General features: G+C 60.2%; 19 protein-coding genes. 8 read left to right on the top strand and 11 right to left on the bottom strand.

Features of this window, described 5'->3' with window-relative positions:
• Window positions 1–45: 45 nt before the first annotated feature.
• Genes gyrB through RAE19_RS09625 form a run of 5 tightly spaced genes read left to right on the top strand, consistent with a single transcriptional unit; the run spans window position 46 to window position 6,512 of the window.
• A complete protein-coding gene (gene gyrB, locus RAE19_RS09645; RefSeq protein ID WP_313874683.1) occupies window positions 46–2,649 on the top strand; it encodes a DNA topoisomerase (ATP-hydrolyzing) subunit B in 2,604 nt (867 codons plus the stop codon).
• A complete protein-coding gene (locus RAE19_RS09640) occupies window positions 2,649–3,332 on the top strand; it encodes a DUF3348 family protein (RefSeq protein ID WP_313874682.1) in 684 nt (227 codons plus the stop codon). Before gyrB ends, RAE19_RS09640 begins: the two co-directional genes overlap by 1 nt.
• A 6-nt stretch (window positions 3,333–3,338) precedes the next feature.
• A complete protein-coding gene (locus RAE19_RS09635) occupies window positions 3,339–5,225 on the top strand; it encodes a hypothetical protein (RefSeq protein WP_313874681.1) in 1,887 nt (628 codons plus the stop codon).
• Window positions 5,222–5,866, top strand: a complete 645-nt coding sequence (locus RAE19_RS09630; RefSeq protein ID WP_313874680.1) for an OmpA family protein — start codon at window positions 5,222–5,224, stop codon at window positions 5,864–5,866. The genes RAE19_RS09635 and RAE19_RS09630 overlap by 4 nt, the downstream gene beginning before the upstream one ends.
• Window positions 5,859–6,512, top strand: coding sequence for a DUF2894 domain-containing protein (locus RAE19_RS09625; protein WP_313874679.1), 654 nt, complete (start codon window positions 5,859–5,861; stop codon window positions 6,510–6,512). Before RAE19_RS09630 ends, RAE19_RS09625 begins: the two co-directional genes overlap by 8 nt.
• Window positions 6,513–6,538: 26 nt before the next feature.
• On the opposite strand, the gene RAE19_RS09620 is transcribed toward RAE19_RS09625, so the two are convergent.
• From RAE19_RS09620 to hsdR, 9 genes are all read right to left on the bottom strand, one after another.
• Window positions 6,539–7,132 (bottom strand): hypothetical protein, encoded by a 594-nt coding sequence (locus RAE19_RS09620; RefSeq protein ID WP_313874678.1) that lies wholly within the window; start codon window positions 7,130–7,132, stop codon window positions 6,539–6,541.
• Complete coding sequence (locus RAE19_RS09615; RefSeq protein WP_313874677.1) at window positions 7,129–8,250, bottom strand: XRE family transcriptional regulator; 1,122 nt, start codon at window positions 8,248–8,250, stop codon at window positions 7,129–7,131. The genes RAE19_RS09620 and RAE19_RS09615 overlap by 4 nt, the downstream gene beginning before the upstream one ends.
• 53 nt (window positions 8,251–8,303) lie before the next feature.
• Window positions 8,304–9,116, bottom strand: a complete 813-nt coding sequence (locus RAE19_RS09610) for a hypothetical protein (RefSeq protein WP_313874676.1) — start codon at window positions 9,114–9,116, stop codon at window positions 8,304–8,306.
• Between the two features lie 2 nt (window positions 9,117–9,118).
• The gene (locus RAE19_RS09605; RefSeq protein WP_313874675.1) at window positions 9,119–10,732 is read right to left on the bottom strand and encodes a restriction endonuclease subunit S; all 1,614 of its coding nucleotides are present in this window, start codon (window positions 10,730–10,732) and stop codon (window positions 9,119–9,121) included.
• An 8-nt stretch (window positions 10,733–10,740) separates the two neighbouring features.
• Window positions 10,741–12,210, bottom strand: coding sequence for a type I restriction-modification system subunit M (locus RAE19_RS09600; protein WP_313874674.1), 1,470 nt, complete (start codon window positions 12,208–12,210; stop codon window positions 10,741–10,743).
• Between the two features lie 204 nt (window positions 12,211–12,414).
• Window positions 12,415–12,873 carry a hypothetical protein gene (locus tag RAE19_RS09595; RefSeq protein WP_313874673.1) on the bottom strand — a complete coding sequence of 153 codons (459 nt, stop codon included), beginning with the start codon at window positions 12,871–12,873 and terminating at the stop codon, window positions 12,415–12,417.
• Window positions 12,870–14,249, bottom strand: a complete 1,380-nt coding sequence (locus RAE19_RS09590; RefSeq protein WP_313874672.1) for an AAA family ATPase — start codon at window positions 14,247–14,249, stop codon at window positions 12,870–12,872. Before RAE19_RS09590 ends, RAE19_RS09595 begins: the two co-directional genes overlap by 4 nt.
• 207 nt (window positions 14,250–14,456) lie before the next feature.
• Window positions 14,457–15,635: an AAA family ATPase gene (locus RAE19_RS09585; RefSeq protein ID WP_313874671.1), complete on the bottom strand. Its 1,179-nt coding sequence runs from the start codon at window positions 15,633–15,635 to the stop codon at window positions 14,457–14,459.
• Window positions 15,636–15,714: 79 nt separating this feature from the next.
• Entirely contained in the window at window positions 15,715–18,228 is a 2,514-nt protein-coding gene (gene hsdR / locus RAE19_RS09580; RefSeq protein WP_313874670.1) for an EcoAI/FtnUII family type I restriction enzme subunit R, read from the bottom strand.
• A 142-nt stretch (window positions 18,229–18,370) separates the two neighbouring features.
• Here hsdR and RAE19_RS09575 point away from each other — a divergent pair, with 142 nt between their 5' ends.
• Together RAE19_RS09575 and RAE19_RS09570 are read left to right on the top strand one after the other, a co-directional pair.
• Window positions 18,371–18,724, top strand: coding sequence for a RidA family protein (locus RAE19_RS09575; protein WP_313874669.1), 354 nt, complete (start codon window positions 18,371–18,373; stop codon window positions 18,722–18,724).
• Between the two features lie 4 nt (window positions 18,725–18,728).
• The gene (locus RAE19_RS09570; RefSeq protein ID WP_313874668.1) at window positions 18,729–20,198 is read left to right on the top strand and encodes a pyridoxal phosphate-dependent decarboxylase family protein; all 1,470 of its coding nucleotides are present in this window, start codon (window positions 18,729–18,731) and stop codon (window positions 20,196–20,198) included.
• 2 nt (window positions 20,199–20,200) lie between these two features.
• On the opposite strand, the gene RAE19_RS09565 is transcribed toward RAE19_RS09570, so the two are convergent.
• The gene (locus RAE19_RS09565; protein WP_313874667.1) at window positions 20,201–20,878 is read right to left on the bottom strand and encodes a LacI family DNA-binding transcriptional regulator; all 678 of its coding nucleotides are present in this window, start codon (window positions 20,876–20,878) and stop codon (window positions 20,201–20,203) included.
• Complete coding sequence (locus RAE19_RS09560; protein WP_313874666.1) at window positions 20,871–21,221, bottom strand: LacI family DNA-binding transcriptional regulator; 351 nt, start codon at window positions 21,219–21,221, stop codon at window positions 20,871–20,873. The genes RAE19_RS09565 and RAE19_RS09560 overlap by 8 nt, the downstream gene beginning before the upstream one ends.
• A 419-nt stretch (window positions 21,222–21,640) precedes the next feature.
• Here RAE19_RS09560 and RAE19_RS09555 point away from each other — a divergent pair, with 419 nt between their 5' ends.
• Window positions 21,641–22,927 carry an ABC transporter substrate-binding protein gene (locus RAE19_RS09555; RefSeq protein WP_313874665.1) on the top strand — a complete coding sequence of 429 codons (1,287 nt, stop codon included), beginning with the start codon at window positions 21,641–21,643 and terminating at the stop codon, window positions 22,925–22,927.
• Window positions 22,928–22,932: the final 5 nt, after the last annotated feature.

The raw sequence follows: 22,932 nt of genomic DNA, 5'->3' as shown, positions 1-22,932 counted from the left end.
GTTTGGTCATTCAAGAGTTTGAGATTTTTCGAAGAGAAGTTAGCCATGACTGAAGAAAACAAGTCGGTTTCCACCCCTGAAAACGCCGATGGCGCTGTGCACACGGGCGAGGGCGGAGCCGACAGTTCCAACTTCCAGCCCACCATCGACACCAACCAAGCCGGTGCGACCGAGGCCTATGGCGAAGGCTCGATCCAGATTCTTGAAGGCCTGGAAGCCGTGCGCAAACGCCCCGGCATGTACATCGGCGACACGTCCGATGGCACCGGCTTGCACCATCTGGTGTTCGAAGTGGTGGACAACTCCATTGACGAATCGCTGGCCGGCCATTGCGACGACATCCTAGTCACCATCCACTCCGACAACTCCATCAGCGTGGTCGACAACGGCCGTGGCATTCCGACCGGCATCAAGCTCGACGACAAGCACGAACCCAAGCGCTCCGCGGCAGAAATCGCGCTGACCGAATTGCACGCCGGCGGCAAGTTCAACCAGAACAGCTACAAGGTGTCCGGCGGTCTGCACGGCGTGGGTGTGTCCTGCGTGAACGCGCTGTCCAAGATGCTGCGCCTGACCATCCGCCGTGACGGCAAAGTCCACACGCTGGAATTCAGCAAAGGCTTTGTGCAGAACCGCATCGTCGAGACGCAAAACGGCATCGAAGTCTCGCCCATGAAGATCATCGGCGACACCGAAAAGCGTGGCACCGAAGTGCACTTCCTGCCCGACACCGAAATCTTCAAGGAAAACAACGATTTCCACTACGAAATCTTGAGCAAGCGCCTGCGCGAACTCAGCTTCCTGAACAACGGCGTGCGCATCCGCCTCAAGGACGAGCGCAGCGGCAAGGAAGACGACTTTGCCGGCGCCGGTGGCGTGCAAGGTTTTGTGAACTACGTCAACAAGGGCAAGACGGTTCTGCACCCCAACGTGTTCCACGCAATGGGCGACCGCCAGAGCGACCAGGGCACCAACATCGGCGTCGAAGTGGCCATGCAATGGAACAGCGGCTTCAACGAGCAAGTGCTGTGTTTCACCAACAACATCCCCCAGCGTGACGGTGGCACCCACTTGACCGGCCTGCGCGCCGCGATGACCCGCGTCATCAGCAAGTACATCGAACAAAACGAAATGGCCAAGAAGGCCAAGGTCGAAGTCACCGGTGACGACATGCGCGAAGGCCTGTGCTGCGTGCTGTCGGTCAAGGTGCCTGAGCCCAAGTTCTCCAGCCAGACCAAAGACAAGCTGGTCTCCAGCGAAGTGCGCGGCCCGGTGGAAGACATCGTGGGCAAGCTGCTCGCTGACTACCTGGAAGAGCGCCCCAACGATGCCAAGATCATCGTCGGCAAAATCATCGAGGCCGCCCGTGCCCGTGAAGCCGCCCGCAAAGCCCGCGACATGACACGCCGCAAGGGCGTGCTGGACGGCATGGGCCTGCCCGGCAAACTGGCCGACTGCCAGGAAAAAGACCCCGCCGGCTGCGAAATCTACATCGTCGAGGGTGACTCCGCCGGCGGCTCCGCCAAGCAGGGCCGCGACCGGAAGTTCCAGGCCATCCTGCCCCTGCGCGGCAAGATCCTGAACGTGGAAAAAGCCCGCTACGAGAAGCTGCTCACCAGCAACGAAATTTTGACGCTGATCACCGCTCTGGGCACCGGCATCGGCAAGGCCGGTGGCACGACAGGCAACGACGACTTCAACGTTGCCAAGCTGCGCTACCACCGCATCATCATCATGACCGACGCGGACGTGGACGGTGCGCACATCCGCACGCTGCTCTTGACCTTCTTCTACCGCCAGATGCCTGAGCTGGTCGAGCGCGGTCACATTTACATTGCCCAGCCCCCGCTTTACAAAGTGAAGTCCGGTAAGGAAGAGTTGTACCTGCAAGGCCCCGCCGAGCTAGACGGCTACTTGCTCCGCATCGCCTTGGTGAATGCATCGGTCTACACCGGTGGCCCCAACGGCACCACCCTGAACGGCGACACGCTGGCCGAACTGGCCCGCAAACACCAGCTGGCCCAGGCCGTGATAGCCCGCCTGAAAAACTTCATGGATGCCGAAGCCCTGCGTTCCGTGGCCGATGGCGTGGTGCTCAACCTCGACACCGTGGCCGATGCGGAAGCCTCTGCCGCCGCCCTGCAAGCCAAGTTGCCTGACGCTGAAGTGGCCGGCGAATTCGATGCCCGCACCGACAAGCCCATCCTGCGCATCAGCCGCCGCCACCACGGTAACGTGAAGAGCAGCGTGCTCACCCAGGACTTTGTGCACGGCGCGGACTACGCCGCCCTGGCTGAAGCCGCCAACACCTTCCGCAACCTGCTCAGTGAAGGCGCCCGTGTCATGCGCGGCGAAGGCGAAAAGCAGAAGGAAGAAAAAGTCTCTGACTTCCGCGAAGCCATGGCATGGTTGATCACCGAAGCCGAGCGCACCACCAGCCGCCAGCGCTACAAAGGACTGGGCGAAATGAACCCGGCCCAGTTGTGGGAAACCACCATGGACCCGACCGTGCGCCGCCTGCTGCGCGTACAGATCGACGACGCCATCGAAGCCGATCGCGTGTTCACCATGCTGATGGGCGACGAAGTGGAGCCGCGCCGCGACTTTATTGAAACCAACGCACTGCGCGCAGGCAATATCGACGTTTGATGCAGGGCCGTTCCAGCCCCTCGGGGCTCGTCGGCCTGCTGGAAACATGGGCCGCGGTTGATACCCGCGCCCCGCGGCAAGACTGGGCAGAGCACTGGAGCGCGTGGCTGGGCCCCTTGGATGCGATCGCGCTCAGTACGGCGCTGCCCGAGATCCGCAATGCGGGAATGGCTGCCCCGGAGGCCGGCAAAAAGCAGGCGTTAGATGTCGGCGAGCTGCTGCAACAGCTGCAAGACGACCTGACCCGCTCTGTCCGCCTGATACCAGCCCCGCAACGCCCCAGTCTGCGCTCGGTCCCGATGCCGCAAGCCGTGACAGAGCCGGTGGTGGAAGAGGATTACGGCAGCTACCGGCAACGCTACCTCGATATTCAGCGGCGCTTCGAGCTGCGCATAGACCCTTTGCGCCAACACTGCCGGCAGGTGCTGTCACAGGCCAGCCCCCGGCTGCGTCAGTTGGCACAACTCGATGCCGCGCTGGAGACCATGCTGATGCCCCGCACCCAGGCGTTGCTCGCGACCCTAGCAGTCTTGTTGGAGCGACGCTTTCACCGCTACCGCCAGGACGAGAGCCTGCCGATGGCAGATTTTGAGCAGGATTTTCAAGCTGCCCTGGTAGCAGAACTGCACTTTAGATTGGAACCAGTCACCGGCCTAGTAGAGGCCTGGCGCACTGGTGCTTGAGACGATATGAACAAAGATTTGAACCGGTTTTTCATCCCTGCCGCCTCGGCCCTCGGTGCCCTGGCGCTGGTCTGGATCGCTGCGGGTTTTGTGAGCACCAGCCCCTTGGCACTGGTCATGACCTTGGTGATCGCCGCCGTCTACGCAGCAGGCCTGCGCGAGCTCCACCACTACCGCGCCGGCACCCGGGGGCTGCATGCGGCACTCTCGAATATTCCGCCCGCGATGGACACGCTGGCGCCGTGGCTCGAACAAGTGCCAGCCCCACTGCAGCACAGCGTGCGCTTGCGGATTGAGGGCGAGCGCGTGGCGCTGCCCGGCCCGGCACTCACGCCGTATCTGGTCGGCCTGCTGGTCATGCTCGGCATGTTGGGCACCTTTCTCGGCATGGTGCTGACCTTCAAGGGCGCGGTGTTTGCGCTCGAAGGCTCTACCGACCTGCAAGCCATCCGCTCTGCACTGGCGGCCCCCATCAAAGGCCTGGGCCTGTCTTTCGGCACCTCGGTGGCTGGTGTGGCCAGTTCGGCCATGCTCGGGCTGGTGTCGGCGCTCAGCCGGCGCGATCGCTTGCACACCGGCCGCTTGCTGGACCAGCGCATTGCCGGTGTGTTGCGGCCTTTCTCGCTGGCGCACCAGCGCGAAGCCAGCCTGTTGGCCCTGCAACAACAGTCACATGCCTTGCCCGCGGTGGCCGAGCAACTGCAACGCCTGATGACCCAGATGGAGCAGCGCCACGACACGCTCAGCACCCAACTCGAAAGCCGCCAGCACGCCTTCCACGAAGACGTTAACCGCGCGTACACCACCCTGGCAGCGGCAGTAGGCCAATCCTTGCAAGACAGCTTGTTGGCAGGCGCCCGCCATGCCGGCGAAACCATCGTGCCAGTGGTGGAAACCGCCATGCAGCAGCTGGCCGCAGAGTCCCGCGCCCAGCACGACCGGACCAGCAACACCCTGCACACCCAATTGCAAGACATGCTGGCCGGCTTCCGCGAGAGCACACAGGCCCTGACCTCGGACTGGGCGCGGGCCCTGGGCCAAAGCACCCAAACCCTGCAAACCGAATGGCAAAACGCCGGGGCGCAAGCCCTCGCCCAGCAACAAGCCGTGTGCGCCGCACTCGAGACCAGTGCTGCCACCATCACTACCCGCACCACCGAGCAGGCAGCCGCCGCTTTGGGCGGGGTTACGCAAGTGCTGGCCCGGTCGGAAGCGCTGTTCGACGCCCACCACCACAGCGAAGCCGCATGGGCCGCGCAACAACAAAGTCGCATGGACGCGCTCGCCGCCCTGTGGCGGACCGAGTTGGCCGCACTGCGCACTGAAGAAGCCGCCCGTGGCGAGGCCGCCAGTGCCCGACTCAGTGAACTCACCACCCGCTTGCGCACTGAAATGACGCGCCTCGACGAGCGCGACACACAGACCCTGCAAGAGCGCCATCAGCTCATGGAGCGACTCAGCGGGCTGCTGCAATCTGCAGAAGCCACCACCCAAGGGCAGCGCGCCGCGATTGACACCTTGGTTGCCACCGCCGGCAGCACACTGGCCCAGGTGCAAGCGCAGTTTGCCCAAACCCTGGCGCTGCAAGGCGACAAGGCCGAGCAGCTTGCCGCCCATGTGCAAGGCAGCGCCGTGGAGCTCACCAGTTTGAGCAGCAGCTTCCAACATGCGGTGGAACTGTTTGTGGGCAGCAACGACGCCTTGGTGCGCAGCCTCCAAGGCATTGAAGCCGCTGTGAGCCAATCGGTCGAGCGCAGCGACGAGCAACTGGCCTACTACGTGACCCAGGCCCGCGAGGTCATTGACCTGAGCCTGAGCGCGCAAAAATCCGTGGTCGAAGACCTGCGCAAACTGCGCAACCAGCCCGCAACCACCGCCCAAGGCCAGGCATGACCGGCGATACCGACATCGCCGACGAAGGCGGTCTGGAGACCGCACCGGTATGGGCCGTCTTTGGCGACCTGATGGCAGGGCTGCTCGGCGCGTTTGTGCTGATCCTGGTGGGCGTGCTGGTGGTGCAGATGGACCTGGTGGCGAACTTGGAAGCCGAAGTCAAAAAGCGCCAGCAGGAAGAGCAGCGCCGCATGGCCCTCGAAAAAGCATTGGCCATACCGCTGCAATCGGGGCGGGTCACCCTCAATAACGGCCGCATCGGCATCAGCGGCAGTGTGCTGTTTGCCGTCAGCTCCGACCAGCTGCGCCCCGATGGGCGGCAGCTCCTCAAAAGCCTGGTGCCACCGCTGCAGGTGTACCTGGGTGAGCGCAATGAAATGCTGATGGTCAGCGGCTTTACTGACGACCAACCCGTCTCCGGCAGCAACCGGCGGTTTGCGGACAACCTCGAGCTCTCGGCCCAGCGCTCCCTCACTGTTACCCGAGCATTGATCGAAGAGGGTATGCCCGCCTCCCGCGTATTTGCCGCCGCCTTCGGTGCCGAACAGCCGGTGGCCTCCAACCAAAACGACAGTGGCCGGGCGCTCAACCGCCGGGTCGAAATGGCGCCCGTCCCCAAGGGTGCCCCTGCGCATGACTGAGGCGGCAGCCCCAGCAGATCAACTGCTGGCCACCTTGGACGCGTTGCGCTCTGCCGGCCGGCAGGCACTCGACCCGGTGCGCTTTCGCTACCTAGAGACACTGGCACAACGGCTGCCCACGCAATCAGGCGCAGTGCAACACCATCTGTGTACCGCCTTGGGTAACGCGCTGGCAGATTTTGAGCGCCGCTGGGCGATAGCCCCGGCCCGACTGTCGAGCCCGGCCGCGCCTGGCCGCGCGCCCTTGCGGCGAGCGGGCCTGAACAGCTTGAAAGCGCTCAACACGCAGCTTCGTGTGCCGCAAGCGGGTGCGCCACACGGCGCGGCCCCAACACCCGCACGCGGCGTGCCAGAAATGAAGAGCGTTCAACAGTTCAAGCAAGCCTGGGGCCGCATGAAAGTGCAAGACCAAGTCGGACACGCCCTCACCCAAGGCCCTGCCAATGCCGGCCCGCTCAACTCGCACCGGCTGGTGCTTCGCACCCTGGGCCTGATGCAAGACCTCTCGCCGGCCTATTTGCACCACTTCATGAGCCACCTGGACACCCTGCTGCAGCTGGATGCCTTGACGCTGCCGCAAGCACCTAAAGCAGCCAAGTCGGCAAAAGCGTCCGCACGTAAATCAAAAACTAAAGACAAAAGCTAGTTTTACCGGGCTATAGCAATCAACAGTCAAGGTGCCGGGCCAAAGACTCTGGAAAACACCTCATGTTGTGCTCTACGCCATGTATCCGTCAAATCACCATTTCGATCCAACGCATCATAGATTTCACGCACGAGATCGTTGTCAACGACTTTGGCAGTTTTGAGTTTGGCAAGCAGCTCAAACCCGTGCCAGACCTTCAATCCCACCTCAGCGGCCAAAGTGTGCATCCCCAAGTCATCCGTCACAACGATTGCATTCTTGACCTTGCCATACGCCAGCAACCAGCAATCGGTAGGCCCCGGTGGTGAACGCCCGTGAGAGGTGTACTTGTCAATGTCAAGCTGAACGGTGCCCATCAGGATGTCCTGCACTAGCTTCATTTCCTGCTTGTCTGCTGCACTTAGCCTGGTTTGTTTGGCGATTCGTTCCTCCGCAAACTCCGGCTCGTCAAACCAAGGGTTTTTGAATAGCAACTTGGCGCTGCGATGGACCTCTTCCTCCACCGCTTTCAAAATGACTACAACATAGGGCACTTGCCCAAACTCACGCCCGACCGCAGGACGAATTCGCTTTGCTAAGCGAAGGTAGGTATTGGTGTCCAGCAGGACTTCGGTAGTCACCGCGTTAGTTCCCCATGCAGTGCCAACGCATCTTGCATGGGAATGTCCATCACCTGCTGGACATAGCCTGCGCCCGTTTGCTTTGCTTGCACCATACGACGCAGGGCATGAAAGAAATCGCTATGAAACTGACGTTCAGCCGATGCGATGTAAGCGGAGGGCGACGGGGGCAATGGCGCAAACAAAGTCTCACTCACCAACTTACCGCGCTGCATATTTCGCAGTTTGTGGATATCGAGCTCTGCGTGCTTCAGGGGTGTTAGTCCCTGTGATTTGGCAAAGCCATTCACCTGCTGGAAAACTGTATTCAGCGAAATGCCATGCTCCTGCGCAAATTTTTGTAATACAGCGGCCTCTTGCGCCTTGGACTGCCCAGCCACCTGGGTGTACACCGTGCGAGCCAGTTCCCTGGGGAACAGCAAAGCACCAGCAAAGGCATCTGCAAAATCTTCGCCTTCCTCTTTACCTGCTAACTGCGGCGTAAACACATGGGCAAGTTCATGCGCCATCCAAAATTTGAAATCCTCCAAATAGGTGTCTAAATTCAGGAAGATGAAGGTCACCCGCTCCTCTGGCAAAAGGATATGCAACGCGTTTTTGTGGTTTTGCAAAGCCCCCCACATAACGGGAACAACCACTGCGCCATTGTCGGCAAACTCGCTCAGCAGCTGCTCGTAGTGAAGCACGCCGCCCTCACCCAAACCCAAGTTCTTACGCACTTGCGACACCACGTCTTGCAACGCCACGTAATCTGTAGATGGCTCGGGGACTTGACGACGCAGTTGCGGCACGGCGGCCAGAAAAGGCACCAATGCCTTCAACATGGCACCCATGGCCATAGCCTTCAAGATGTGTTCGTCTTTGGTCTTTGCACCCGCCTTTTTGCGAAATGCGACCACTGGCTGTGCCGCCTGGGGCAACTGCACTAAATCTGCAAAGCCAAGCTTTAAGGTAGTCGCCAGCTTCAGCAGTTTGTCAGGCCGAGGGAAATCTGTACCCTTCATCCAGTTAGTAACAGCCTGGCCCGTAACTCCTAACTGTGCAGCCAGTTCTTTTTGGGTCCATCCCAACTGTTGAATGGCTAATTTGACGTTGTCGCTGTGGATAACTTTTTGCATAACCAGTGGATTATCGGTGCAAATCACCTGAAATCAAGTTTAATCAAGCTGCATCAAGGGTTATTTGCCGTCCACCTCTGCGCACCCTGCCATAGCGCTTGGCGCCAAGCGGTGTCTTTACCGGGCAAGGGGGATATCAAATCTTCTGGATGCCACAGAGCGCTTGCTTGAGCGGCGGCTTCGGGCAACAACGCATCGCCGGATTCCAAACGCCGTAAGGTGGTCCGCGGCACATCGCGGCGGGTGACCAAAATGCCCAAGGACTGAGCCACAGCCACGGCGGCCACCATGTTTTCTATGCACGGAGCGTGGTGCAAGTTCCACTCGTTAGATAACAGCCAGTAGCGCGACAACTCGGTGCCATCCAAGCCGTCTGAAGTTTCTTCGTAGACCAAGCACAGCGGCCCCTGGCCCACGCCGTCTGGCCCTAGTGGCTGGCCCTTGCCTTTCCAGATGCACAAGTGGCGATTTACATCGGGCACACGCGTCTGGCGGTCTTGCAGCCACGCGCCGTATTGCGCCGGGTGTTTGTAGTGGTCCACCACCACATGTGGGCGCACATCCACGTCGTCAAACCACGCGCGCTGCACATTCAAGTAATCCGCCGCCCAGTCCAGGAGCTGGGGCGAGAGTTTGGCTTTGAGCTTGCCGGGCTTGGAGAAATCAGCCATCGTCAACTCGGGCTTCGCGGGCAGGGCCTGTGGGTCAAGTAGACGCATGACTTGCTGGCGCTTGATGCCGTGGGCATCAAAGGCGCGGATCAAGCGGTTTGCGCAGCGGAAGGCCGGGTCCACGCGCTCTTGGCGCCAGTCCCACGCCTTGGTGAGCAGACCCCATACGCCAGTGACCTCGCCCACGACAGACATGCTCAGGCCACCTCTTGCACCAGCGCCTCGGCCAGATGGGCTTGGGTGGATTGGCTGTCGGACAGGCGCTGGCGCAGGTCGGCGCACAGGCGGCGCAGCTGGGCTACGCGGGTGACGATGCGGGATTGTTCGGCGAGGGGTGGGAGTGCGACCACGATGGGATACAGCTTTCTCCCGGAGATAACTGGCTGAGCGGTTGCTGAATCATTTTCTTTGAGGTTCGTACCAACCAGCAACCAATAGAGCCACTCCATATCCAAACAAACTTTTGGGTATCGAGTAATGAACGCGTTATCTGTAACCCAAGCTTTGGCCGGTGTAATGTGCACGGATCCACAGTAATAACCGACACGCCCAATGACCAAGGTTGGTTCGTCCACATTAGCTTTATCGTGATGCCCGTTCACGCCATTTCCACCAAAGACGGGAATGGTTCCTCCCGGTGCCATCTGCGCGGCTGTTAAGCCATCACCGGAACCAATACGAATAAGGTCGTTCAGCCGCACCCACACCCACCCTTGCGGCAATACAAACGGCTGTTCATCTTCCGCAATCGGCGGCAGGGGTTTGTCGCGTTTGCTCTTGCCCTCGGCGATGAGCTTGTCTTTCTCGGTGCGGATTTTCTTTAGAAGAACGCTTGCGGGTTCGTCTTGCGGGTCTTGGGGGACGAGCAGGCCGCGCACTGCGAGTTGGAGGATGGTTTGCTCCAGGGCGTCTAAGGCCTCGGGTCGGTCTAGCAGCAGGTCGAAGTGGGTGGCGATGCGGTGCCAGTTGTCGGCCAGTTGCGCGGGCGTTTCGCTTTCGGTGAGCGTGGCCAGCAGGGTACTAACGAGCTGTGCGTGTTGCGTGGCTTCGAGCTGGCCTTTGGCTTCGAGCGCGTCGCACAAGCGCATGAGTTCTTCGACGCGGGTGACGATGCGGGATTGTTCGGCGAGCGGTGGCAAACCAATGACTGTGGCGACGACTTTCTCGCGCGAGATGTTGGGCTGCGCTCCGCCAGCGCCGATGCTAATGAAATAAGGCTTCAACGCCTTCATAAGCAGCAGCAAATAGGTATTGGACAAACCTACGAATGGCGTGCACGCACACACTGCTTGGTTGGTCGTGCCGACTACGGAAAGTATTGCGGTCTTGCCAATGGTCGCGCCATACATCGCTATCAGCACGTCGCCAACTTGATTTAGTCGTAGCGAACAGTCGCGCAGTGCTGCGTCGGTGACTGTTTCTTCTGATTCGGAAATGAAGTCCGCCGTCAATTCACCTGACTTGAACCAGGGAATACTTCCGCCGTAGTAGTTGCTGTTCGAGCGAGATGGTGTCGCGCCGGCTCCCCAATCGCCGAGATTTCCCAGGCGCTCCCACTCCCAGTTGCTGGGTAGGACGAACACACATTCGCTGTCGTCAATCGAATCTAGCGGCTTCAAGCGTCGAATCTTCTTATCCGCAATCAGCCGGTCTTTCTCCGCCCGAATCTTCTTCAGCAGCTCGCTCGCTGGCTCATCGCTCGGGTCTTGGGCAACTAGCTTGCCTTGCACGGCCAGCGTCAAAATCAGCTCGCGCAAGCGCGCCACACCGCCAGGGGCGGTGGCTAATAAATTCAAATTTGATAGCAGCATGCGCTTATTCAACCTGCGCTAGCGAGTGATTTGGCCAATATTCCCTTGAGCTCATCGCGCAGGGCTTGGGCCTCGCCTTGCAGGCGGGCGTAGTCGGCCAGCAGTTGCTCGGGGTCGTGGCTCACGGCGTCTGCGGCGTGGGGGTTCTTTTGGTCGAGGTTGTAGTTGGCGGCTTTGATCTGCTCGATGCTCACCTTCCAGGCGCGTTCGTTTTCCACGCGGCTGGCAAAGCCATCGGCCTCGCTGCCCCACCAGGCCTTTTCAACATCGAACTCCTCGATGCGGATGGGCTTGGTTTTGTTGTAGTTCTTCACGCCCGTGGGGTAGGGGTGCTCGTAGTACCAAACCTCCTTAGTGGGCGTCCCTTTGGTGAAGAACAGCAGGTTGGTTTTGATGCCGGTGTAGGGCGCAAACACGCCGTTGGGCAGGCGCACGATGGTGTGCAGGTTGCACTCAGCCAGCAGTTGCTCTTTGATGCGCGTCTTGACGCCTTCGCCAAACAGGGTGCCGTCGGGCAGCACCAGCGCGGCGCGGCCATTGGCTTTGAGGATGTGTTTAATGAGCACCAGAAACAAGTCCGCCGTTTCTTTGGTGCGCACGTCGCTCGGGAAGCCTTGCTCAATGCCCGGCTCTTCCACACCGCCAAAGGGTGGGTTGGTGAGCACCACGTCCACGCGGTCGGCCTGGGTGACTTCGCGCAGCGGGCGGGCCAGGGTGTTGCCGTGCTGGATGAGGCTGGGCACCTCGATGCCGTGGAGCATGAGGTTGGTGACGCACAGCATGTGGGGAAGCTGCTTTTTCTCGACGCCGGTGATGCTGTTTTGCAGCATGACATCGTGCTCGGGCGTATGGGCTTGCTTGCGCAGGTGCTCGATGGCGCAAACCAAAAAGCCGCCGGTGCCGGTGGCGGGGTCCAGCACTTTTTCGCCCAACTGGGGGTTGACCATGTCCACCATGAACTGGGTGACGGCGCGGGGGGTGTAGAACTCGCCCGCGTTGCCGGCGCTTTGCAGGTCGCGCAAGATTTTTTCGTACAGGTCGTTGAACTGGTGGCGCTCGGCCTGGCGGTTGAAGTCGATGGCGGCGAGCTTGTTGATGACCTGGCGCAGCAGGTGGCCGCTTTTCATGAAGTTGTTGGCGTCTTCAAACACGCTGCGCACCACGTAGCCGCGAGGGTTGCGCTGGGCGTCGCCACCCAGGTTTTTGAGGGTGCCAAACAGGTCGTCGTTGACGAACTTGAGCAGGCCGTCGCCGGTGATGCCCTCGGCGTCTGCCGCCCAGTTGCGCCAGCGCAGAGGCTCGGGGATGGGGCTTGTGTAGCTGTCGCGGGTGAGTTCGAGCTCTTCTTCCAGCGCGTCAAACACCTTGAGGAACAGCAGCCACACCATTTGCTCGATGCGCTGGGCGTCGCCGTTGATGCCGGCGTCCTGGCGCATGACGTCCTGGATGGATTTGATGGTGGCGGAGAGGTTGGACATGGTTTGTTCTTGTTTTGGTATGAAATATGGCTATAGCGCTCATGGAATGTGCGCGAGCAGCTATGAAATTAGTAGCAAATGGATGGCTGAATTGATGTAGCCCATGTCTAAATTTGTTCTCAAAACAGCGTTAGACATCAACGAAATCAAGCACTTAGCCGCAATTCACGGATAGATCGGATAGTGAACCGGGGGATTTATCCGTCATGCGGGAATACGGTCATGCCCTTGCAGATCTGCGTCAACGGTCCAGATTAGGACCCTGCTCATCGGGAACTTGGTGCAAAGCTGCTTCCATTCATGCTGAATGGAAACATCGCCTATGCCGACCTGCCGGGATGCGCTGTCAGGAAATGCTTGCAGCCATGCAGCCAACGCGGTGTGGTCGGGGAAGTGCAATGGTTTCCAGGGAGCCACACTGTCCAATGCATCCTGAACTGTTTTCACAAAGCGTTGCGCTGCGCTACGTCGGGCCGCGCCATGGTCAATATGCGCAATATGGTTGCCCGTTTCAACAATTGCTGCGAGCGGAATGAAGAGGTGATCGCCATCTTGAATGCGGACAGCTAGTTCTTGGATTACTTCATCCCGCCGTTCGTTGCGCCCCTCCACATTCAACACGTTCAGAAGGATAGATGTGTCTACCAGCACGATGCTGCTCATGAGCCACTGCCTTCCGTCGCTTGCAAAGTCGCCAGCCAGGCTTGTGCTTTGGCTTTGCGGGCTTCGGGGCCTTGGTGGGTTTTAACGAAGCGCTCTAGCGCACCCGTGGTCATGAGGTGGCCCAGGGTGTCTTGGAGCAAGAGCTCAGGTGCATCTGGCAAGCTGCCCAAGCGGACTAGACGACTATCGCCTTCTACGGGGTCGCGGTAACAAAACACCACGTCAGGCACCGCTTTATCAGGCAGCGCATCCAACATGGCGGGGTTGTGGGTAGAGAGCAGCACGCGCAGCTTACGCCGCTCGGCCACCGTCTGTATGCGCTCCAACAAATGGCGGGCACGGCTGGGGTGCACACCATTGTCGATTTCTTCAATCACCACCAGGCTGCCCTCTGGGGCCGACAACATTGCTGCGGCAATGGCCATGACGCGCAGAGTGCCATCAGACAACAATGCAGCTTCGTACTCACGCTGTTGGCCGCCAAAGCTTTCCACCAGTTGAACCATCACATCACTGCGAGGTCCCGTAAGAAATGAAAGACCTTGAATGTCTTGCTCTGGGAGACTTTGAATGAAGGACAGAATTTCTTGGCGAGCAAAGGCTGCTTGCACCCCAGCTACCTCGTTCAGTTCCAGGTCCCCAAACAATTCAAAGGAAACCTTGTCCATCCCGTGATACCAAAGTCGGTACAAGACACTAGACAGATTCGCCCCGTCACCCCCTAAACGCTTATCCGCCAGAAAGCTGAAATCTCGCATCTTGGCGGGCACTGGGTCCAGAAACAAAACATTAGAAAGCAGGCTTTGGTAGAGCTTGCAAGCGTTTGGAATAGTTTGCTGAGCCTTTTTGTGAGTGGCATGGAAGCTAGCCGGACTATCCAACTGCGCGAATACCGCCATCTGGTCACTAACAGGAATATGAGGCTTGTTCCCACCTTTAGAAAAGTTGTTGTATGCGACACCAGCTTCTGTGCTGTGCCCCTTGGACGCCTGATCCATGTCGTACAGAGGCACACCGCTTCCAGACCCCATACGCTCAGAGACGATATGCAAGTCATCAGACCGAAGCTCCAACTCCATGTTCAACGCGTTGGCCTCGGGAAGGCTGTCCATGGTGCAACCCAGCGCAAACTTATGCGTCCCTTTTTGGAAGATGTCTGGAACCCGGCCACGCACCACTTTGTCGGCTTGATTCACCGCGTGTTGAATGCTGCTGAGCTTGTTACCCTGCGCTAACCATGAAAGAAAGCGCAACCCCTCCAAGGCATTACTTTTTCCCGCCGCATTCGCACCAATTAACACAGTAAGCGATGCCAAGGGGAGAACGGCATCTTCCTTGAAACTTTTGAAATTCTTCAGACTGAACGAGGTAAGCATGTTGCCTCCTAAGTGGGCCTATGGACCGGTGCTGGCGAGGATGTTAGTCGCATCCCTCCACTGATCATGCCGGCGTCCTGGCGCATGACGTCCTGGATGGATTTGATGGTGGCGGAGAGGTTGGACATGGTTTGTTCTTGTTTTGGTATGAAATCGGGCTCTAGCCCAAGTGGGATTTGCGCTAGCAGCTATGAAATAAATAGCGTTTTACTCATCTACCCAATCAAGTTGCGGACTTGCTGGCGGCCATGAGCCCGCTGCTGCGCGCTGGGTGTACCAGCGGAGCATGGCGGCGTCCTCGACCGCGTATTCGCTGCGGGCGGATTTCCAGATCAGGCTGGGCTGGTGGGCGCGCAAACCTTCCAAGGCTTTTTGCGCCTTGGCCACGGTGACTTTTTCACCCGTTTTCTCGTTGTAGAACTGAAGCGCGTCGGCGTCATACGGGCGAAAGCGTTGGCCCAGTTCCAGCATGCGCCAGAGCACGGCTTGCTCCAGCGGACGCAGGGCGGTGAAGTCGCTTTCCATCTGCGACTCGTCAGCGTCTTGTTTCTGCAGGGCTTTATCCAGCATGGCGTCTTCAAATCTGCCGGTGTTGGTGGCCAAAGGGCTGAGCACCTGCCCGAGGGCCTCCATAAAGAACTGGGGACGCTGGCCGAAACGCGTAAAGGCTTCGCTCAAGGTAGCTTCGTTGACTGGGGCAAGGTCTGCACGCTGGCGGACTATGAGTTGCGCGATGTGGGCAATGAAGTCGGCACCCAGCTCGGGCATGCGGTGGATTTGGGAGCCGTAGAAAGGGGCAGCATTGGTGTTGACCAGCCGGAGGAGCTTGTCGCGATCGGAGCCTGACATCACCAGCATGAGCCGCACCTCGCCGGGGCGGTTGAGTTGGTCACGGGCGGACTTGAGTGCAGCCATTGCGGTTTCACCCGCCTCGCTGGTGAGTGCGTGCTGGGCCTCATCTATCACCAGCGCGACGGGGGCTTTACTGGCTTCGGACAAGGCGCGCAGTGCATCGGTGAGGGTGCTGCCGTCGACCTTGCCGATTTTTGAGGTGTCGATTTTGATACCCCCGACGCTGATGCTGTCCAGCCCCGCCAACTTGGCAGTCTTGGCCACCACGCCCAACTGCTTGAGCAAAGCTTGGCCCACCGCCTCGGCAATGAGGCTGCCGGGGTCACGCTTCTGGTCCGCCCACAGGTCCACGTACACCACCACCACCTGGCGGCGCTGCAGCTCAGGCATGAGGTCGGCTTGCAAGAAGGTGGATTTGCCTGTGCGGCGCGGCGCTGCCAGAAACAGCCCGTTGGGCGCATCGCTAAAGACGTCTTTACCCTGCAGAGCATCGGCCAAGCTGGATGCCAAGGGCGTACGCGGGTAGTAAAGCATGGGTTTATCCAAAAATATCTTGGTTCAGATATTTTATCTAAATTTGGATAATTAAGGATATTTCTGCGAAGGAGACCACTTACTCGCTTGCCGCATAAAGCTCGCGCTCCAGCGTTTGCAGGGCGGTTTTGTACTGGGGACGGCCACCAAAGCTCTTGATGATTTCAGCAGGGCGGCCTATGTCGGTGAAGGGTTGTACGTTGAAGACCGTGTCGGCCTCGATGGTGGCAATGCCTTCGTCGGCGTATTTGTCCAGCAGGGCGTCGATCACCTGACGGGCCACCGGGCCGTAGTGGGTGAAGACATTGCGCTTTTTGACGCGGCGGGCGCGCTCGCGCCGGGTGAGTGGTGGCATGTTGTAGGCCACGTGCAGGAGCGCGTCAAACGGGTCGAGCCCGGTGTGGCCTTGGGCGCTCAGTTCCTCTTGCATAGCCTCCACCAGCACGCCGCGAGACTCCAACTCTTCGAGCAGTGCGGCTTTGCGGTCTGCATCGTTCCAGGCTTGCAGGAACTTGTCCAGCGAGTCGTATTGCTTGGTGAGGTTGATGCGGGTGTAGTCGCGCAGGCTCTCGGTGATGAGCTTGCCCTGGGCGTTGAGGTACTGCACCCGCTCGCGGGCAACCGCGACGGTGACTTGGTTGCCGAGCACATATTTGATGGGTGGCGTGCCGCCTGCGCCGCCGAAAGGGCCGAGGGGGTCCAATGGGTCTTGGGGGCCAAGAGTGCCTTCAATTCCGGGCAGGCCAAGGTTAGCGGGATCGAACGGCTCGGGTGGAGCATCTGGTGGCGCGATGGGGTCGCTGCCTTTGGGTTCGTAGATTTGCACAGGCTCGCCGTCAAAGGCGGGGTCGGCAAAGTTGTCGGTGGCGCGCTTGAAGTCGAGGATGGTGAACCAGCTTTTGCCCAGGTCTTCGCGCAGGCGGGTGCCGCGGCCAATGATCTGCTTGAACAGCGTCATGGACTTGATGTTCTGGTCCAGCACGATGAGCTTGCAGGTTTGCGCGTCCACCCCGGTGCTCATGAGCTTGGAGGTGGTGGCAATGACCGGGTAAGGCTTCTCGGGGTCGATGAAGTTGTCCAGCTCGCGCTTGCCCTCTGCGTTGTCGCCGGTGATTTGCATCACGTAGTTGGGCTGGGTAGCGCAGATGTCGGCATTGGCGTTGCTGAGCGCTTGGCGCATGCGGGCGGCGTGGTCTATGTCTTCACAAAACACGATGGTTTTGGCCATGCGGTCGGTGGCGCGCAGGTAGGCGGTGATGCGCTCGGCCACCACCGCGTCGCGCGGCTCCATGACCAGTTTGCGGTTCATGTCGCGGCCGGTGTAAATGCGGTCTTCGATGAGCTGGCCTTTGTTGTCGGTCATGCCTGCGGTGGGGCGCCAGCCGAAGGTGTCTTTGTCCAGGTCCACCCGGATGACTTTGTAGGGTGCCAGAAAGCCGTCTTCAATGCCTTGCTTCAAGCTGTAGGTGTAGATGGGTTCGCCAAAGTAGGCCGTGTTGGACGTGTCTTTGGTTTCTTTGGGTGTGGCAGTCAGCCCCACATGGGTGGCGCTGGCAAAGTAGGTGAGGATGTCGCGCCACGCGGAGTCTTCGTTGGCGCTGCCACGGTGGCACTCGTCCACCACGATGAGATCGAAGAAGTCGGGGCTGAATTGCTTGTAGATGTTTTGCTCTTCTTCGGTCCCTGTCACTGCCTGGTAGAGCGAGAGGTAAATCTCGTAGCTCTTATTGACGGCCTTGGTAGTTTTGTCCACCGCGAGGTCTACGTCATCCACCTCAATCTGGCCTTGGGCGTTGACGCGTTCCACGCCCTTCGCATTAGCGCTGAGCTTGGCCATGGCGCCCTTGAAGGGGCGGAAGTCGTTGATCATGGTCTGGTCAATGAGGATGTTGCGGTCCGCCAGAAACAGGATGCGCTTTTGGCCACCGGGCTTGTCAGAGCGCCAGGTGGACTTCCACAGCCGGTGGATGATTTGGAAGGCGGTGTAGGTTTTGCCGGTGCCGGTGGCCATGACGAGCAGCACGCGGTTTTGCCCGGCGGCAATGGCTTCTACCGTGCGGTTGATGGCATTGAGCTGGTAGTAGCGTGGCACTTTTTTGCCACTGGGGTCCGGCGCGTAGTCGTAGGCCGCCACGCTTTGCACTTCAGCGCTCCAGCCTTTCCAGGCGCAGTAGCGCGCCCACAGCTCATGCGGGGTTGGGAACTGGTCGAGCGTGAGGGTTTGCTCCAGCACGCCGGTGGCCAGCGTGGCGTCGCGGAAGACAAAGCTGTCGCCATTGCTGGCAAAGCTGAAAGGCACATCCAAAAGCGTGGCGTAGTTCAGGGCTTGCTGCATGCCTGCTTGGGGCGAAAGGCGTGCCTTTTTAACTTCGACCACCGCCAGCGGAATGTTGGGCTTGAGGAAGAGCACGAAGTCGGCTTTGAGAACGGTGTCTTTGTCGCGGTGGGACTTGTTGCCCCGCACCACCACCCGGCCTGCGCGCAGGGGGAACTGGGCGTAAATCTGGTCCAGTGTGTGCCAGCCGGCTTGCACCATGGCGGGGCGGACGTATTTGTCGCTGATGTCGCTCTCGGATAGCGCGTGTTTATCCATGCTTTTGCGGGCTCCCTGCCTTGCTTTTGGTACCGCGCAATCTGCGTTGCGGGGGCTACGGCGCATTCTGCCATTGGGCGTGGTTGCGACGGGGTTCTAGTAGTATCCGCCGCACCCAATTTCACCAGCGCAGATACACACCATGAACAGCTCCCCGATCCAACGCATCAACCCCGCCGCCCAATGGTCGGACGCCGTGGTGCACAACGGCACCGCGTATTTTGTAGAAGTGCCTGAGAGCGGCACCGACATCACCAGCCAATCGCAGGCGGTGTTTGCCCAAGCTGAGCGCACGCTAGCGCTGGCCGGCAGCAACACAAGCCGCTTGCTATTTTCCACCATTTACCTCAAACACATGGCTGACCGCGCCGCCTTTAATGCTGCGTGGCAAGCCTGGTTGCCCGAAGGCTGCGCACCCGCCCGTGTGTGCGTGAGCGCCGAAATGGCCAGCCCGGATTACCTGCTGGAAATTGCCTTCACCGCCGCGGTGGTCTGAGCTCGTGACGGCGACAACGCAGCCCCCGTTCCAAACCTCCGCCGATAGCCTGGACCCGACCGACTGGAATTCGGTGCGGCAGATGGGCCACCGGATGCTCGATGACATGGTTGACATGTTGGCCGGCCTGCGCGAAGCACCCGTGTGGCAGCCCATGCCACCAGCGGCGCGCCAAGCTCTGCGGGGCGGTGCCCTACCTACTGAGCCCGGCGACCTGGATGCGGTGTACCAGGACTTTCAAACTCTGGTGCAGCCCTACGGCAGCGGCAACAGCCACCCCCGCTTCATGGGCTGGGTGCAGGGCGGGGGCAACCCGGTGGGCATGTTGGCCGAACTACTGGCCGCCGCTACCAACCCCAACTTGGGCGGGCGCGACCACGCACCGATTGAGGTGGAGCGCCAAGTGATCCGCTGGGCGGCTGAGATGCTGGGTTTCCCGCAGGATGCCAGTGGTGTGCTGGTCACCGGCACCTCCATGGCCAATCTGATTGCCGTGCTGGTGGCGCGCACGCGGGCGCTAGGCACCGACGTGCGACGGACCGGGCTGCAGGGCCGCCGGCTGGTAGCCTACACCTCGGTCGAAGCCCACAACTGTGTGGCCCGCGCCATGGACATGGCCGGCCTGGGCAGCGATGCACTGCGCCTGATCGGTGTAGACGCACAGCACCGCATCGACCTGCACGCCCTGCAAGCCGCCATTGCGCAAGACACGGCCGCCGGCCTGCACCCCTTTATGGTGGTGGGCTGCGCGGGCACGGTAGATACCGGCGCGGTAGACGACTTGTCGGCCCTGGCGGCACTGGCGCGCACACAAGGCCTGTGGTTTCATGTAGACGCCGCCTACGGTGCGCTAGCCATGCTTTCGCCCGCGCAGCGCCCGCTGGTGCAAGGCCTGAGCGAGGCGGACTCGGTGGCCTTTGATTTTCATAAATGGGCGCAAGTGCCTTACGACGCGGGCTGCATTGTGGTGCGCGATGCCGCGCTGCACGCTGCCACCTTTGCCAGCCAACCGGCCTATCTGCAACGCAGCGTGCGCGGGATGGCGGGCAACCAGCCGTGGCCCACCGACTTCGGGCCCGACCTGTCGCGCGGGTTCCGTGCGCTCAAAGTCTGGATGACACTCAAAACCTATGGCGCAGCCAAACTGGGGCAGGTGGTGGCCCACAATTGCAGCCTGGCGCAGCACCTGGCCCGCTGTGTGGACGCTGAGCCGCAGTTAGAACGGCTGGCACCCGTGACACTCAATGTGGTGTGTTTTCGGGTGAAAGCGCCAGGGGTGGACCTGGACGCGCTGAACGCCGACATCGTGGCCGATGTGCAGGAGTCCGGCGTCGCGGTGTCATCTACCACGCGCATTGGTGGGGTGCTCGCCATCCGCGTGGCACTGGTGAACCACCGCACCCGGCAGGAAGATCTGCAGATGCTGCTGGACGCTGTGCTAGCGGCAGCCCAGCAGCGACTAGCCAGCGCTTAGCTTTAAGGCGCGCTGCGTACCGGTCCGGTCGAAGCGCGCACCACCAGCACCGGGTCGGGCACATGCATGATGGTCGGTTCGTGCTGCGGGTTTTCAATCAGGTCCAGCAACAGGTTGATGGACATGGTCGCCACCTGCTCGATGCCCAGCGCCACCGTGGTGAGGGCGGGGCGCATGTCGCGTGCGAGTTGGATGTCGGTAATGCCGATCAGCGAGATGTCTTGCGGAATCCGGATGTTGCGGTCTGCCAGCGCCTGGCTGGCGCCATAGGCCATCAGGTCGTTGGTGCAAAAAATGGCGGTCAGGTCGGGGTGCTGCTCCAGCAGTGAGTCGGTAGCCTCATGGCCCCCGGCCACGGTATCGCTGACGTTGCGCACCAGCGCATCGTCCACGGTGATGCCGGCAGAAGCCAGTGCGCCCTTGAACCCATTCAGGCGCCCGAGCTGCATACCCTCGAGGCCGCAACCCACAATGGCGCCAATCCGCGTGTGACCCAACGCCAGGAGGTGCTGGCCGGCAATTTCACCCGCGCGGTGAAAGTTCACCACCACGTGCGGAATACGGTCGGCCAGGTCCACATGCTCTTCCGACGCCAGCACGATGGGCGAGCGGCGGGTTTTGAGCTCATTGATGTCGTCCGCACTGATACCGGTGTGCAGCACCAGCACGCCGTCAGCCAAAGTGCCCGGCGATCTGGTGCAGATAGGCGCGGCCGATGTCGGGCCGTTCGTCGGTGTTACACACCATCAAAAAGTAGTTGCGGTTGCGCGCCACCCGCTCGGCCACCCGCACGAACTCGGGGTAGAAGGGGTTGTTGATATCGGGCAGCACCAGCGCCACCATCGACGACTTGCCCTCGGCCAGCGCCCGCGCCATGAGATTGGGGCGGTAACCGGTCGCAGCAATTGCGTCTTGCACTTTTTGCACCGTGGCGGGCTTCACCTTCTGGGTGTTGCGCAGCACATTGGACACGGTGGCCGTGGTGACCCCGGCCAGACGGGCGACTTCGCTCAATGTGGCCATAAAGGCAAGGTTTTCATGTGAATTGGCATCGTTCGATACGTTTTTTTGAATCCTAGGACATACCCTAGTCCAGTGTTTTTTCTGCAATACCCATAGGTATACTACAAAAATTGTCGGATTTAACCGCTTAAATTTCTATTTAACGGATGTCTCCCCGGCGGGTCTGCAAGCCCTGCCGGACCGGTGGCGGTGCGAATATCGGCATGTGTTTCAGTCAGAAATTTAACCGCTTAAATTTACGAAAGGACGCCAGCCGGTACAAGGATTAAACGCCACACACTCTGGTTTCATTCACAAAGGCAGAGCCAGGCCCGCCCCTTTCAAAAGGCAGGCTCAGGACTCTGGAGACAACAGAAACGCGTGCTACGGTGCACCCCGTGCACCACGCGCCTGACCCCATATCAACAGGAAGACAGACTATGAATTTCGCCAAACGCTTCACGATCCGCAGCACTGCAGCAGCCATGATGGGCCTGGCCCTGGGCACCACCGGCCTGATGACCAGCCACGCCGCCAATGCCGGCGAAGTCACCATCTGGGCGTGGGACCCGAACTTCAACATCGCCATCATGCAAGAGGCGGCCAAGCGTTACACCGCCAAGAACCCCGGCGTGACCTTCAAGATCGTGGACATGGCCAAAGCCGATGTGGAGCAAAAACTGCAAACCACTCTGGCCTCCGGCGTGACCAAGAACCTGCCCGACATCGTGCTGGTCGAAGACTACAACGCCCCCAAGTACCTGCGCTCTTTCCCCGGCGCGTTTGAATCCCTGTCCGGCAAGGTGGACCACAAGGCGTTTGCCAACTACAAGGTCAACCTGATGACCATGGGCGGCAAGGTCTACGGCCTGCCTTTTGACACTGGCACCACCGGCATGTACTACCGCAGCGACCTGATCAAGCAGGCGGGCTTCACCGACAAGGACATGCAGAACATCACCTGGGACCGTTACCTGGAAATCGGCAAGCAAGTCGAAGCCAAGACCGGCAAGAAGATGTTCGCCATGGACCCGCAAGACATCGCCAGCATCCGCATCATGATGCAGTCCGCAGGCCGCTGGTACTTTGACAAAGACGGCAAGCTCGACATCAAGAACAACCCCGCCCTGAAGGCCGCGCTGGAAACCCAGGTCAAGTTCATGAAGACCGGCGTTTACAAGCCCACCTCCGGCTGGGGCGAGTGGGTCGGCGCGCTGAACAAGGGTGACGTGGCCTCCGTGATCACCGGCGTGTGGATCACCGGCTCCGTGAAGGCGGAAGCCAGCCAGTCCGGCAAATGGGCTGTGGCTGCCACACCCCGCCTGAATGTGCCTGGCTCCACCAACGCATCCAACCTGGGCGGATCCAGCTGGTATGTGCTGGCCGCTGGCAAAGAAAAAGCGGCGGCTGCCGACTTCCTGAACCAGATCTACGCCAAGGATGTGGACTTCTACCAGACCATTCTGCAATCCCGCGGTGCGGTGGGCTCCTTGTTGGCCTCACGCAATGGCAAGGCTTACTCTGAAGCCGACCCCTTCTTCGGTGGCGACAAGGTATGGCAGAAATACAGCGACTGGATGAGCAAGGTGCCTAGCGTGAACTACGGCATCTACACCGCCGAAGGTGACGCTGCCGTGGCAGCCCAACTGCCAGGCCTGGCACAAGGCATGCCTGTCGAGAAGGCTTTGGAAAACATCCACAACCAACTCGCCTCGCAAATCAAGTAAGACCC

The sequence above is a fragment of the Rhodoferax potami genome (assembly GCF_032193805.1).
In the GTDB taxonomy this organism is placed as follows: domain Bacteria; phylum Pseudomonadota; class Gammaproteobacteria; order Burkholderiales; family Burkholderiaceae_C; genus Allorhodoferax; species Allorhodoferax potami_A.
The sequence above is the reverse complement of the archived record's forward strand: the minus strand, read 5'-3'. Positions and strand labels throughout refer to the sequence as shown.